At 41.6% G+C, this 13765-nt stretch carries 16 protein-coding genes and 1 pseudogene; 3 read left to right on the top strand and 14 right to left on the bottom strand.

The features are described from left to right. Positions 1 to 347 precede the first annotated feature (347 nt). Positions 348 to 1112: a polysaccharide deacetylase family sporulation protein PdaB gene (gene pdaB / locus OIT90_RS18805; protein ID WP_024425876.1), complete on the top strand. Its 765-nt coding sequence runs from the start codon at positions 348 to 350 to the stop codon at positions 1110 to 1112. Here the strand turns inward: pdaB and OIT90_RS18800 are convergent. Beyond that, positions 1105 to 1707 (bottom strand): KinB-signaling pathway activation protein, encoded by a 603-nt coding sequence (locus tag OIT90_RS18800; protein ID WP_058838246.1) that lies wholly within the window; start codon positions 1705 to 1707, stop codon positions 1105 to 1107. The two genes, pdaB and OIT90_RS18800, sit on opposite strands and share 8 nt — an antisense overlap. 90 nt (positions 1708 to 1797) lie before the next feature. On the opposite strand from OIT90_RS18800, the gene gerD reads away from it, so the two are divergent. Then, the gene (gene gerD / locus OIT90_RS18795) at positions 1798 to 2385 is read left to right on the top strand and encodes a spore germination lipoprotein GerD (RefSeq protein ID WP_039176014.1); all 588 of its coding nucleotides are present in this window, start codon (positions 1798 to 1800) and stop codon (positions 2383 to 2385) included. A 37-nt stretch (positions 2386 to 2422) separates the two neighbouring features. Here gerD and OIT90_RS18790 read toward each other — a convergent pair whose 3' ends face one another. From OIT90_RS18790 to OIT90_RS18780, 3 genes are all read right to left on the bottom strand, one after another. Continuing rightward, positions 2423 to 3481 carry an Mrp/NBP35 family ATP-binding protein gene (locus OIT90_RS18790; protein ID WP_039176011.1) on the bottom strand — a complete coding sequence of 353 codons (1059 nt, stop codon included), beginning with the start codon at positions 3479 to 3481 and terminating at the stop codon, positions 2423 to 2425. 103 nt (positions 3482 to 3584) lie between these two features. Further along, on the bottom strand, positions 3585 to 4298 hold the full coding sequence (gene cwlD / locus OIT90_RS18785) for an N-acetylmuramoyl-L-alanine amidase CwlD (RefSeq protein WP_034283867.1): 714 nt from the start codon (positions 4296 to 4298) through the stop codon (positions 3585 to 3587). A gap of 58 nt (positions 4299 to 4356) precedes the next feature. Continuing rightward, entirely contained in the window at positions 4357 to 4800 is a 444-nt protein-coding gene (locus OIT90_RS18780; RefSeq protein WP_039176006.1) for a YbaK family protein, read from the bottom strand. A gap of 152 nt (positions 4801 to 4952) precedes the next feature. On the opposite strand from OIT90_RS18780, the gene OIT90_RS18775 reads away from it, so the two are divergent. Continuing rightward, the gene (locus tag OIT90_RS18775; protein WP_126682106.1) at positions 4953 to 5522 is read left to right on the top strand and encodes a DUF4825 domain-containing protein; all 570 of its coding nucleotides are present in this window, start codon (positions 4953 to 4955) and stop codon (positions 5520 to 5522) included. Between the two features lie 36 nt (positions 5523 to 5558). Here the strand turns inward: OIT90_RS18775 and OIT90_RS18770 are convergent, their stop codons facing one another. From OIT90_RS18770 to OIT90_RS18725, 10 genes and pseudogenes are all read right to left on the bottom strand, one after another. Further along, the gene (locus OIT90_RS18770; RefSeq protein ID WP_474892830.1) at positions 5559 to 6638 is read right to left on the bottom strand and encodes a serine hydrolase; all 1080 of its coding nucleotides are present in this window, start codon (positions 6636 to 6638) and stop codon (positions 5559 to 5561) included. Positions 6639 to 6746: 108 nt separating this feature from the next. Continuing rightward, positions 6747 to 7220: a GNAT family N-acetyltransferase gene (locus tag OIT90_RS18765; protein WP_081258467.1), complete on the bottom strand. Its 474-nt coding sequence runs from the start codon at positions 7218 to 7220 to the stop codon at positions 6747 to 6749. A gap of 114 nt (positions 7221 to 7334) precedes the next feature. Beyond that, positions 7335 to 7859, bottom strand: a pseudogene (locus OIT90_RS18760) (GNAT family N-acetyltransferase). Between the two features lie 201 nt (positions 7860 to 8060). Continuing rightward, on the bottom strand, positions 8061 to 8900 hold the full coding sequence (locus tag OIT90_RS18755) for an HNH endonuclease (RefSeq protein ID WP_474892829.1): 840 nt from the start codon (positions 8898 to 8900) through the stop codon (positions 8061 to 8063). Between the two features lie 554 nt (positions 8901 to 9454). Next, complete coding sequence (gene rpsI, locus OIT90_RS18750) at positions 9455 to 9847, bottom strand: 30S ribosomal protein S9 (RefSeq protein ID WP_039175996.1); 393 nt, start codon at positions 9845 to 9847, stop codon at positions 9455 to 9457. 20 nt (positions 9848 to 9867) lie between these two features. Next, positions 9868 to 10305, bottom strand: a complete 438-nt coding sequence (gene rplM, locus OIT90_RS18745) for a 50S ribosomal protein L13 (RefSeq protein WP_003217042.1) — start codon at positions 10303 to 10305, stop codon at positions 9868 to 9870. 165 nt (positions 10306 to 10470) lie between these two features. Then, positions 10471 to 11214, bottom strand: coding sequence for a tRNA pseudouridine(38-40) synthase TruA (gene truA / locus OIT90_RS18740; protein ID WP_039175993.1), 744 nt, complete (start codon positions 11212 to 11214; stop codon positions 10471 to 10473). Between the two features lie 11 nt (positions 11215 to 11225). Continuing rightward, positions 11226 to 12023 (bottom strand): energy-coupling factor transporter transmembrane component T family protein, encoded by a 798-nt coding sequence (locus OIT90_RS18735; RefSeq protein WP_034283880.1) that lies wholly within the window; start codon positions 12021 to 12023, stop codon positions 11226 to 11228. After that, complete coding sequence (locus OIT90_RS18730; RefSeq protein WP_039175989.1) at positions 12020 to 12889, bottom strand: energy-coupling factor ABC transporter ATP-binding protein; 870 nt, start codon at positions 12887 to 12889, stop codon at positions 12020 to 12022. Before OIT90_RS18730 ends, OIT90_RS18735 begins: the two co-directional genes overlap by 4 nt. Continuing rightward, positions 12865 to 13707, bottom strand: a complete 843-nt coding sequence (locus tag OIT90_RS18725) for an energy-coupling factor ABC transporter ATP-binding protein (protein ID WP_008356549.1) — start codon at positions 13705 to 13707, stop codon at positions 12865 to 12867. Before OIT90_RS18725 ends, OIT90_RS18730 begins: the two co-directional genes overlap by 25 nt. Positions 13708 to 13765 lie beyond the last annotated feature (58 nt).

Below are 13765 nucleotides of genomic sequence, written 5' to 3'. Positions count from 1 at the left end.
TGTTTGACTGACTACCTATGAAGTATCATAGGATTTTTTTATAAAAACTCGAATTAACAGGTACGTTTTGTCTTGTTTAGTTTTCAAAGATCATCTTCGCCGTTCTTAGCGGCTTTAATAATATAACATTTCGCTTCATCTTATGTCAACAACTTTTTTCAAGTTTATTTCCCGAAGCGTTTTGTGTTTGTCACTGTGTGTCAGCGACGATTAATAATATATCACGAAAACATTCTTTTGGTCAACGCCTTTTCAAAACTTTTTTTGAAATAGTTTTATTAAGCATCTTAAATCCTTGTCCTGCATACAATCAAGTAACAATCTTGGACAAGGCAGGAGTGTTTGAATTGAGTCGATTATATGTGTTGCCTATTAAACGGCTGAAGCAAGTTGTCATTATTCTTGTAGCAGCCCTTGCAGCTGCAACCTTTTTTTATGTACAAAAGGCACCGCCGCTGTCGGTATTTAAAACTGAACATGGACCCCGAGCCATTTATAAAGGCGAGACTTCATCAAAGCATATCTCTCTCACTTTTAATATTGGCTGGGGGGATGAGAAGGCTGTTCCTATTTTAAATGTCCTTCGAGAGTACGGCATAAAGAACGCCACTTTCTTTCTGTCTGCTTCTTGGGCTGAGCGTCATCCTGATATCGTGAAACAAATTAGGGAGGACGGCCACCAAATTGGAAGCCTCGGCTATGCTTATAAAAATTATAGCCAGCTTGAGGATAGTGAAATCAAGCAAGATCTTGTCCGTGCACAAAATACATTTCAAAAGCTTGGACTAGATGACATTCAACTATTAAGACCGCCGACTGGACAGTTTAACGAAACAGCACTGAAAATTGCCACTCAGTACGGTTATACCGTTGTTCATTACAGCATTAATTCACAGGATTGGCTGAATCCGGGTGTCGACCAGATTGTTCAGAATGTAAATGACCGAATGAAAAGCGGAGACATTGTTCTCCTTCACGCCTCGGATTCAGCAACCCAAACCGCTCAAGCCTTACCTGCTATTTTGAAACAAATAAAAGAAAAGCATTTAAAAAATGTGACGGTTGGCGAACTGATCTCCAACACGAAAACAAAGTCATCGGAAGTTAAGTAGCTTTCGCTTTTGAAAACCGCGGCATCGCTAACAGCTGAAACGCATTACAGCCTAATAGCGGGAATAGCATTAAATACAGCCAGTCCTCTTCATTGACTCTGAGCGCCGGGAACCATTCTAACGACGTGATGACGACCATGAGAAACATTGCAGAAATAAATGTTTTCTTAGAGGACTGCTGCTGTTTAAAGTAAGCCACGATCAAAGCAAACACACCGATAAATAAAGGCAGCCACAAGTATGGAAGAAATGATTCATTCTCCCCGAAAAACAAAAATCGCAAGTAAGCTAAATCAAACAGCACAAAAATCACAAGAAACAGCTGAATGGTATTCCATAAAGAATGTGACCGGAAGAGCTCTAACGCAAACCGGTGCACCGTCAAGAAGACAACAAACCCCATCTGGCTAATGACACTAAAGATCATCCCTACACCAATGAACCAAAACAACACAGATGCGATCTCTAGAATTTCAAACGATATAAAAAGCTTCTGATATTTTCCCCACTCCAGCGCAAAGCCTACCACGCTTGTAATGACCGCTCCAACAGCTAGCACAGAGAAGAAAAAACGAACTAAATCCCGACTTTTCATTGAATTGATCCAACCCCTATTTTTGTTATGTATAAATTTACGTGAAACATTCATATTAAAAGTAAGACATGTAACGAAAGGAGCCACAGTATGTCAAAAGGCATCTTGCGTATAGTGAGCTGTTTTCTTCTTTTATCTCTAACAGCTTGTGCTCCCAAAACCCAATCCTCATCTAATATGGACTATGACGAAACAAAAAAAATGGTCGTCGATATATTAAAGACAGATGACGGTAAAAAGGCCATTCAACAGTTATTAAATGACGAGGCAATGAATGAAGCTTTGGTAATGGATGAACAAACTGTGAAAAAAACGATAGAGAAAACACTGACTTCTGATAAAGGCAAAGAGTTCTGGAAGAAGGTCTTTGAGGATTCTAAATTTGCCGAGACTTTCGCAAAATCCATGCAGCAACAGCATGAAAGGATGTTAAAACAGTTAATGAAGGATCCTGACTATCAACAGCTAATGATGGATATTCTCAAGGATCCTGAGATGGAAAAGAAATACGGTGAACTGGTAAAAAGCAAAGAGTTTAGAAAGCACTTAGAAAAAGTCATTACGGAAACATTAAGCAGCCCTCTTTATAAGAAGAAATTCGAAGATGAGCTCAAAAAGGCAGCATCTGAAAGCAGCAGTGATTCCGGATCGCAAGGCAGCGAAGGAAGCGACAGTTAAACATCACCCGAGTGGCATTCATCCACTCGGGCTTTCATTATGCTTTCACTGCTAATTGTTCAATGACTTTATTCGCAATGTGTTGATACACTTCTCCTGTTGGATGACTTGCATCATAGACAGAAGGCGCGAAATCATCCTCATTCCAATCAGGCTGTCTTAAAGGAATTTGGCCAAGGACTGATACTCGCAGCTCTTCAGCCAGCTTGTCCCCGCCACCTTTTCCAAAGACGTATTCCTTCTCACCTGTTTTTTTGCTTTCATAATAGCTCATATTCTCAACGACACCGAGCACTTCATGATCTGTTTGCAGTGCCATTGCGCCTGCTCTTGCTGCAACGAAGGCAGCCGTAGGATGCGGTGTAGTAACAATGATTTCTTTACAGCTAGGCAGCATTGTATGAATATCAAGCGCCACATCTCCCGTTCCAGGCGGAAGGTCTAATAGTAAGTAATCTAATTCTCCCCACTCAACTTCGTGGAAGAAGTTATTTAACATTTTTCCAAGCATCGGCCCTCTCCAAATAACCGGTGCATTTTCTTCAACAAAAAAGCCCATTGAAATCACTTTGACTCCAAAGCGCTCCACAGGAATAATTTTTTCCCCTTTAACTGTTGGTCTGACAGTGATCCCCATCATATCCGGTACACTAAAGCCATAAATATCAGCATCAATCAGCCCAACTTTTTTCCCTAGACGAGCCAGTGCTACAGCAAGGTTAACAGAAACAGTCGATTTACCAACGCCACCCTTTCCACTCGCAATCGCTAAGAACTCAGGCGGGTTTTTAGAGTTAAGCAGGGTTTCTTCCTCTTCTTGTGATGGCATAAACTTTTCAAGTGTTTCCTGAGGCAGTTCCTCAAAACGAAGTCCTACTGTGTTAGCGCCTGCTGATTTCAAGGCTTGTACGATGTCTTGCTGCAGCTTCATCTGCTCAGCAGTGCCTGTTTTTGCAATAGCCACCTTCAGGCTCACATGCTCTTTCTCAGGCTTTAGGCTGATTTCCTTGATGGCATCCAGCTCACCAAGCGGTATATGAAGGAAAGGTTCGTCCATCTTCCCAACTAGTTTTCTCACATCATCTTGTCCGATCATAGCAGAACCTCACCCTTTATTGAATTCGTTTACAATCCAAGTATATCATACATATCCTTACAATGTCTGTCCTGTTTGCCTGCGATCAAAAGGAAAAAGCCCCTTATTCAGGCGGCTCTTTTTGCTCTGTTAAATATCTTAAAATCCCTTTATAAATAGAGGCGGCAATTTGATCCTGATATTTAGGTGTTGCCAGCTGGCCAGCCTCTTTTGGATTGGAGAGAAATCCAATTTCCACAAGAGCTCCTGGCTTTGTGACATTTTGCATTAAATAAATGCCGTTGATCCGCTTCGCCTTTCGATCTGTGTTTTCAAGGTTTCTGCGCAATTCATCTTGAATGAACTTCGCTGCCTTTTCATTTTCTTCATACTTTCCGTAAAAAAAAGTCTGAGCCCCGCTCCATTTGTTAGATGGTATCGCATTTAAATGAATGCTTAAATAGAGATCCGCTTCAGACTCATTGATGACTTTTACGCGGTTCCTTAAATCCTCCGCTTTCTTCCGGGCATATCCCCTTGTATTCTTTGATGATAAATCAGAATCATCCTCTCGGGTCATGAGAACAAGCGCTCCCTGCTCCTGCAAATAGTCACGTATCTTCATGGATACATCCAGTGCAATCTCTTTCTCAAGCAGCTCTCCTCCTACAGCCCCGCCATCTGGGCCGCCGTGACCCGGATCTAAATAAATGATCTTCCCGCTTAGAGGCAAATTCCACGACTTCCACGAATCATCATTTAGAAATTGAAACCTGAATAAGAATAAGAGGACAATAAACCCAATTAAAAACCCTGTCCACTTCAGCTTTCTTTTCATCCCTGTCCCTCCCATACACCATTATTTTATAGATATGGGACAAGGGCTGGAAATATGCTTACTGCAGCCGAAGCTTGTGTCTTTTTTCTGATTCACGAAAGCCTTCCTGCCACCACATGCTTAAAAATTCTTTCGCAGATGGATACAAACACGACATCTTCCGCTCCATTCGGAACATATTCCCCCACGATTGCAAGCATCCTGCCAGCTCTTCAATCAGCTCAGTTTCCTCCTGAGAGGACCGCTTCTTGATATCGTCGAACGATTCGCCGTATTTACTCGACTCACCGTATCTCCCGCCAGCTAAAAAAGCTTCAATAGCGAAATCGATGCAGCCATCACTCATAATACCGGCTGGATCATCTGCAAATGGAAACAGCTTCTTCGTGAATTTCTCGGAAGCAGCCGTTACTTGTTGAAGAGACAATGTACGCAAAAGCTTCTTTTCAAGCGTGACATCTCGTTTTGTTTTCAATTGATAAAATGAAAGTACTTCTGCCATGGACTGAACTCCTTTTTTCTTTGTATTGTTCGTTGGTTTGAACAAAACATGCTGTTCAGTAAATGGAAATGACGAGCGGCGAACGACCAAATTGGAAAATTGTGATAAAATAGGCATTTAAATATAGACAGAATGGTAAAGGGGCAAAATCAATGAAGAAATGGATGTATGTCCTGCTGCTATTAACAGTCGTCCTATCTTCATGCAGCAGTCAAGCCACAGAGAAAAAGAGCGATATAAAAGGAATAGAAGACATAGCCTTAAAACAACTTTCAAATCACAAAAACACATATCTCGGTGACAATTCAGCCGTTCGTACAATCTTATCAGATCTTCCTGGAGGCATAATTCGTGAATTTGAAATCATCGATGGAAAAGCATTAAACGTCACGTATGGGGTAAAAGAAAATGACAGCTATACAGAAGAACAGTTTGACGCCTTCTGGTTTGATCAAAAGGACACGGTCGAAAAAACGTATTTATACAACGCCATCGCACTTTTTATTCTTATCGATAATGTAGAGCAAGTAACACTCAAGATGAACTCTAACGACGAACCGTCCGTCACGTTTAAAAGAAAACAGCTAGAAAAAAAGCTCCCTCACTCTTTTAAAAAGTACAAAGACGATACAGCGCTTTGGCAAAAGGAACTGGTTGATGGAATTGTGAAGTCAAAAGAGAAACGCCAAGATGTATACAAAGCGTTTCCAATGCAGAAATAATAAAACAGAGGGATTTGCCCCTCTGTTTTTTGATGTTTATGTAGTGATAGCCTGAATCAAACGTTGTCGAAAGTTTTGATCCACTGCTGCAGTAAGCATAAATTCGTTGAATACTTCCCCTATCCAATGAGAATTGTTCGCTTTCGGATCATTGATAAAAATAGAGATGGAGATAGAGGATGTATCTGTTCTTCGATATAAAGCACCTGTGAAAACAAACAATGTTGCTCCGCCTTTATACCAAAAATATTGATCTGTTTCCTTTTTCAATGTTTCTCCCAGTACGATTTGGCTAAAAAGACTTTTTTCTTCTGTTGTTAACAGCTCGTCATGAAGACGTTTCATAAAATATGTATATTCATTGGTTGTAGACTTTGTCATTTTTTGCGTCAGTAATGATTGTATACGCCACCCTAATAAGTTCTTTTTTTTCATTTTTTCTTCTAACGCCTTTTTATGCTCTGGGTCATTTTTCATGATATTAAAAATCTCATTCATTAGAGATTTGTATTGTTCTTCGGATACACCGCTCATTTTCTTGAATGCATCCCGCCGACGATTAGATACATAAGCGGACCACAAAATCATCGGCGTCAGCGGTATGAGTTCACCATGTTCTGTAAGATCTGCTTGTTTCATCTGATCATTGATCTTTTCTAAGCCCAGCCGGTCAATCAAATAATCCGTACAAGCATTCGAACTGAATTGCATCATCCCTTTGGCAACATCTAATAAAGTCGCATGCTCAGAAAAATCATTGATCTCCAGCCAGTACGCGTGCGCACCACCGTCTGTTCTATCAATATAAAACCGCTCTATATCAGACAATGCCACTTTTTCCTCTAGCTTAATGGCGCCGCTCGATACAGCTTTAACAAAATGAAATAAAACCACTAATTTCACCGTACTTGCAAGTGGTGTTTTTTGATCAGCATTCCATTCTAACACCACATCATCATTTTCAATGATTGTCACTGAAACGTCCTTTTTGTTTTTTGCGACAAATGTCAAAAGATCTTCCTTCGTTTTCTTCATATCTCTTTTATACAACAAGACTTGAACCACCACGTAAAGTATGACCACACCTATGACAACTAGACCGACTTTGAGTAACATGTTTCTCCTTTCCAAATAACAGAGGATTTATATATTAAATATAACAAATATTTCAAATAAAGGCGCAAAAAAGGCAGAGGCTCTTGAATCCTCCGCTTCTTGATATCCTTATTCATGGGGCAAATGCAGCTTCATTCCTTCATGAGTGGCTTCAAACCCTAATTTCTCATAAAAATGGCGTGCTTCTGGCCTCTGTTTATCTGTTGTCAGCTGAATCATATGACAGCCGCGGTCGCTTGCGCGTTGAATGGCCCACTTGATAAGCAGCGAACCGACTCCTTTTCCTCTATGACTCGAAGCCGTACGAACTCCTTCAATGGATGCTCTCCATCCCCCTTGATGTGTAAGAAATGGCGTCATGGTTAACTGAAGAACACCAACTGCTTCTTCCTGGTCACACGCAACAATGAGTTCAATATTTGGATCAGCATCGATTGAATGAAAGGCTTTGATATAGCTTTCTAATAATGGGCGAGTGTAACGCTCTCTCTTTTGACCTAACTTATCATCTGAAAGCATGAAGACGATTTTGTCGAGGTCTTCTTGCACGGCTTCTCTCAATGTCAATTGATTTAAATTCAATGAAAGCACCTCCTATGATGGATGGAAGACTGTTTTCACTTACCAAAATACCATTCTCATATAAGATTTGTTCAGCTGCTTTTTCATCAAAATACTTCATATCATGAAAACTGATCAAGCCCTCTTCACGAACCATTCCTCTTGTAAGATGGCATAGTAAAACTCATCCCACCACTCATTTCCTTGTGGTATACATTTTTTAAAATCCCCCTCTCTCCTCATCCCCATTTTCTCCATCACTCTCCAAGATGGCACATTTTCAGGCTAACAAGTGGCAATGATTCGATGTAAATTCATTGTGTGAAAACCATGATGCAGAACGGCATAAGCCGCTTCTGATGCATAGCCTTTGTTTTGATAGGCAGAATTGAAGACCCACCCAATTTCATATGTGTGCTCACCAAAGGTTGGATGGAACACGATATGCCCGATGCAAATCTGACCTTCCCTTAATAGAACAGCAAAATTTTTGGCTGTTTTAAGACGATTATTTTTGACAAATTCCTTCGCATTTTCTTTAGAAAAAACACCTTCCGGAATATACTTCATCACCGCCGGATCAGATGTATATGCATAGACATCATGCCAATCATCCTCAGCAAATGGTCGAATGATACACCTTTCTGTTGTTAGATTCATATGACACCCTCCATAGACTTCGTTTTTTAAACAGAAACCTTGCTATGCTCCTATTTTATATGTTTCCATACAATATAAAATTGATTAACGAAGTGCGAGACGCGCTAATTTAACGGGCTATTTTTGCATCAGCAAAAAAAAGAATGTCGTACTGTATATTTGGCGTCAAAATGTGATCAAAATTAACCTGTGCCAATTGGTTCAAATTTTGATTTTTTCCACTTCTACGCACTTTAACACTTTCTCTTGAAGTTTTCTTACGTCCTCTTCCAGATCTAAAATATGCATTTTATCATGGCAATTAGGACAAAGAGCAATAGTGTTGTATATTGAATCATCTCCACCACGTGATAGCCATTTAATATGATGGGTATGTAAATGAGGCTCCCCATTCATATTTAAATATGGGGCCGGTTGATCACATAACTGACAAACTCCCTTTGCCCAGCGTTTTGCAAACTCTGTAACATATGGGTCACGTTCATATGTAGTTGAGATAGTCTTACGTTTACTACTTTTTCTTCTGGCGGTTCTAGCTCTGTTTTCTAAAACGCTCTCACCCAGTTTTCTTACCTTCTTTTCCCTCAACACTTGTTTCATTTTTATCAACTCATCTGGAATGATTATCTTTTGATCGTCTGCCAACACAAGAGGGAAGACCCATACTTGTCGCAGTTGGTCATTATCATCTAGCTGCTCTTCTTGATATGGTTCATCAGCTAGTTTCACTACCCCACGATACACATATTTCTTCGCTTCAAACACTTCAAACAAATGCATCCCCACTTTATTACTTAATGATTCAGCCACAGTTTTATTTTGAGATGTCAAGGTCTGATCTCCCGTTCTTCCCATACCAGTATAATGAAAAACATTTCCATCCCATCGGTCTTCATACAATGCTTTTGTATGATCCGATACTAAAACTAAGGTATTCGTTTTAAGCGAGCGCCTCATACCTCCTTGAGGAGCACATTTAAAAATTTCAGTTATCTGACTATTATTAAGTGTACTTATGGGTTCTATTTTCACTAAACTCACTATTGCACCTACCTATAATTTAATAACGTCACGTAATACGTAATAATAAATATTCCTAGACCGTATCTACAGTTCAACATAGTGGTCAATAAAAGTGATTAAAGACCTTTAGGCAAAGTATATAGCAAAAATACTTTATTTTCCCTATTTTCCTCTTACCAAACATCATAAATTGACTAACAAAAATTGGCGAGTTTTGCTACACGAGAACTCATCAAACCATGGAATAAATGCTTTCTCAATAGTGAGGAGTTTGTCTCTGCTGATTACGGAAAATACAACCGCTCTGAGGCAATAGCAGTAATGACCTATTTTCATATTATAAGTTTATTTGAAGCGGGATCAGGCATTAAAGATGTACAGGCTCGATTAGGCATCCAATGACTATGAACATTTATAAACACGTAACAGAAACTCTAAAAGATCAAACCGCTAAAAAGTTTCAAAGGTATAGAGTTATAACCAGCAATAAATTTCTCGTGGTCCTATTATTTTAGAGCCTAAAAAAAGACCCCCAAGCATAAGCTTGAGAGCCTTTGAGAAACGTAATAGAATTAACGTTTTGAGAACTGAGGTGCGCGACGTGCGCCTTTAAGACCGTATTTCTTACGCTCTTTCATACGTGGGTCACGAGTAAGAAGTCCAGCACGTTTAAGTGATGTACGGTACTCAGGATCTACTTCTAGAAGAGCACGAGAGATACCGTGACGAATTGCTCCAGCTTGACCAGAGAATCCACCACCGTGAACATTTACAAGAACATCGTAGCTGTTAGCTGTTTCTGTGATGTTCAAAGGCTGTTTCACGTCTTCGATTAAAGCAGCGAATGGAATGTATTCAGTAATTTCACGATTATTAACGACGATACGGCCTTCACCTGGAACTAAGCGAACGCGCGCTACAGAACTTTTACGACGACCTGTACCGTAATATTGAACCTGTGCCAAATTGTTAACCTCCCTTATAATTAACCGCGAAGTTCGTAAACTTCAGGTTGTTGTGCTTGATGTGGATGCTCAGAACCACGGTACACATTTAATTTTTTGAACATTTGACGACCTAGTGGACCCTTTGGAAGCATACCTTTGATAGCAAGCTCCAACATTTTTTCAGGGTAGTTTGTACGCATCTCAAGAGCAGTTCTTTGTTTCAAACCACCTGGGTGCATCGTGTGACGGTAGTAAATTTTGTCCGTCAATTTCTTACCAGTTAATTCGATTTTCTCAGCATTGATGATGATGACATGATCACCTGTATCAACGTGTGGTGTATAAGTTGGTTTGTGCTTACCGCGCAAAAGTGATGCTACTTCAGTAGAAAGACGACCTAGAGTCTTGCCTGCCGCATCAACAACTAGCCATTTGCGCTCAATTGTGCTTGCGTTCGCCATTGGTGTTGTACGCATGAGTTTCCCTCCTAAATAAATCAATGAATTTTCCTTGAATCAAATGCTACGTTCTATTTCAAAACACAGATAAGTCTTCCGGGGCTTATTTGTGGGGTTGAAATACATACCATATGATATCTTATAACTTTCTGCTTCCTGTGTCAAGAACATGTTACACCTGGTTTAGTTGTCATAGAAAACTTCCCATAAATACAGTCCGTGACTAGGCGCAGTCTTGCCTGCCGCTTCGCGATTTCGGGCGGCAAGCATGGCTTTTATCTCCTCAGGGTGAAATTTACCAGAACCGATTTCAAGCAACGTTCCAGCGATAATCCGCACCATGTTGTATAAAAAACCATTCCCTCTCACACGCATTTCAAGCCTGTCTGAGACGTTTTTCCACTCGAGGGCATAAATATCCCTCACCTTGTCCTGAACCTCTGTATTGGCCGCACAAAAGCTTGTAAAGTCATGTGTCCCAATCAGGAGCTCAGCAGCTTCTCTCATTTTATCGATATCCAGCCGGTAAGGATAGTGGCAGGCATACTGTCTCGTGAACACATTTTGGTGCGTTTCCGTTGAGACCTTATAACGGTACTCCTTCGAAACAACACCAAATCTGGCATGAAACGAGTCATCGACTTCCTCAGCCTTTAAAACACGGATATCATCCGGCAGCAGGCTGTTGAGGGCAAAAGGCCATCTCTCCATCGGAATCGAGAGCGGGGTCTCAAAATGGATGACCTGTCCCTTTGCATGAACACCGCTGTCTGTTCGGCCGGAAGCTACAATCGGAATCAGTTCATCCTGTTTATGCATTCTTGCCAGGGCAGACTCTATCTCCGTCTGAACGGTACGCTGCCCTGGCTGCACCTGATAGCCTTTAAAATGTGTCCCATCGTAGGATACGGTACATTTGACCTTCATCTAGGAATCACCTAATTTCTAAGCAGCACAAGGAGTGCTGTTAACAGGATGAATAGAAGCAGCGTGAACGTGTCCTTCATACCCCAGACAAGCTGACGGTATTTCGTCCGTCCTTCTCCCCCGCGGTAGCCCCTCGCTTCCATCGCGGTCGCCAGTTCCTCTGCACGCTTAAACGCACTGACGAAAAGGGGAACAAGCAAAGGAACGATGGCTTTCATGCGATCCTTTAAAGGTCCGCTTGTAAAATCAACGCCTCGAGCCATTTGTGCCTTCATGATTTTGTCCGTCTCTTCTAATAAAGTCGGAATAAACCGAAGAGAGATGGACATCATGAGAGCAAGCTCATGAACAGGCAGTTTGATTTTACGGAATGGGTGCAGCAGTTTCTCCATTCCGTCTGTCACTTCTATAGGCGTTGTGGTTAACGTAAGAAGTGTCGTCATCATAATGAGATAGACAAAACGGAGTGAAATGAAGATCCCCTGCTTTAAACCTTCTTCATAAATATTCAGAAAACCAAAGTGGAATAGCAAGGCGCCATCCTTTGTCATGAAAATATGCAGAATAAAGGTAAACAGGACAATCCATAGGATCGGCTTCATTCCCTTGAGAATAAAGTATAGCGGCACCTGAGAAACCATCACCACAAGAATGGTAAAGACACCTAAAAGCCCGTAAGTGATGTAATTATTAGCAAAAAAGACAATAAAGACAAAAAAGAAAATTGATAACAGCTTTGTCCTTGGATCAAGACGATGGACAAAGGATGAACCTGGCACATATTTGCCGATAATCATACTATCCATCATGATGTCGTGTCCTCCTGATAAAGAGCTGTTAAGGCTTCTGCCATTTCATCCATGGTCAGAAGCGGCCTAGGAAACGTAATACCTAGCTTTTCTTCTACAGTCTGCTGGAATTTAATCGTTTCCGGGAGGTCGAGACCAAACGAAGACATGTCTGTACGATTGGCAAACAACTCTCTCGGTGTGCCTGTCGCCTTCACTGTCCCTTTATGCATCACAATCATTTGATCCGCATAATGAGCGGCGTCCTCCATACTGTGTGTGACTAGGATCGTGGTGAGGTTTGCCTTTTGATGAAGGTCATAGAACATGTCCATAATTTCCTTCCGCCCGCGTGGATCCAGTCCAGCAGTCGGCTCATCAAGCACAAGCACTTCTGGCTCCATCGCTAAAACGCCAGCAATCGCCACACGTCTCATTTGACCACCGCTTAGTTCAAAGGGAGATCGAGATAATAGGGATTCAGGAAGACCCACCAGTTTCAGCATCTCCTTCGCCTTCGCTTCTGCTTTCTCTTGAGGAACACCGAAGTTCATCGGGCCGAAGCAGATATCCTTGAGGATGGTTTCCTCAAAGAGCTGATGCTCAGGAAACTGAAACACGATGCCTACCTTTTTCCGGAGGGGTTTCATATCCTTCTGCTTTTTATTGGCTTGTAAAACTGTCTCTCCAAGCGCAATGCTCCCCTTCGTTGGTTTGAGCAATCCATTTAAATGCTGCAGCAATGTAGACTTGCCAGAGCCCGTATGACCAATGACAGCGACATAGCTGCCCTCTTTGATGGAAGCATTGACATCATACAAAGCGAGACGCTCAAACGGCGTTTTCATTTGATAACGATGCTCTAATTCTTTGATCGTAATGTCCATAGCTCTTTCACCAATCCTTCTTGTGTCAAATGGGCATTTGCAAGCGGCACACCTTGCTGCTTCAATTGCTTGCTCAATCGATAGGAGAATGGCAGATCAAGTCCAATCTGAACCAGCTGTTCATCTAGTTCAAATACTTCCTCTGGCGTTCCCTCGGCAAATTTCTTCCCGCCATTCATCACAATGACGCGGTCTGCCTTGGCAGCCTCGTCTAAATCATGTGTGATGGAAATGACTGTGACTGTTCCTTGTTCCTTCAGTAGTCTAACAGTCTCTAACACTTCTTCACGGCCAATCGGATCAAGCATTGATGTTGCTTCATCCAAGATCATGATGTCAGGGCTTGCGGCAAGCACACCTGCAATAGCGACTCTCTGCTTCTGCCCGCCTGATAGATGGTGCGGCTCTTGATCAAGAAACTCCTGCATATTGACCTGTTTGACAGCCCAATCTACACGTTCTATCATCAATTCCCGCTCAACCCCGTTATTTTCTAAACCAAAAGCCACATCATCACGAACCGTTGAGCCCACAAATTGGTTATCTGGGTTTTGAAAGACCATTCCGACCTTTTTGCGAATATCCCAGACACTTTCTTCTTTGAGCTCAATCTCTCCAACCTTGACCGTACCAGCATCCGGTAAAATGAGCCCATTCAGCACACGGGCAAGTGTGGATTTACCTGAACCGTTATGACCAACAATGGCGAGCCATTCATTTTGATTCACATGCAGTGACACTTGATCTAAAGCGGGCTTGTCCGCATCCTTGTGATAACGAAATACAATGTCCTTTACGTCAATTAATGTCTTCCCCATCTCTACCGGACCTCCTCTCAGCTCAACCTCTTCTTTGCTTATTCCTAAAAAAAGCCGT

This window comes from Bacillus sp. ABR (assembly GCF_056172715.1).
Note: the sequence above shows the minus strand (reverse complement) of the source record. Positions and strands in the feature narration are given on the sequence as shown.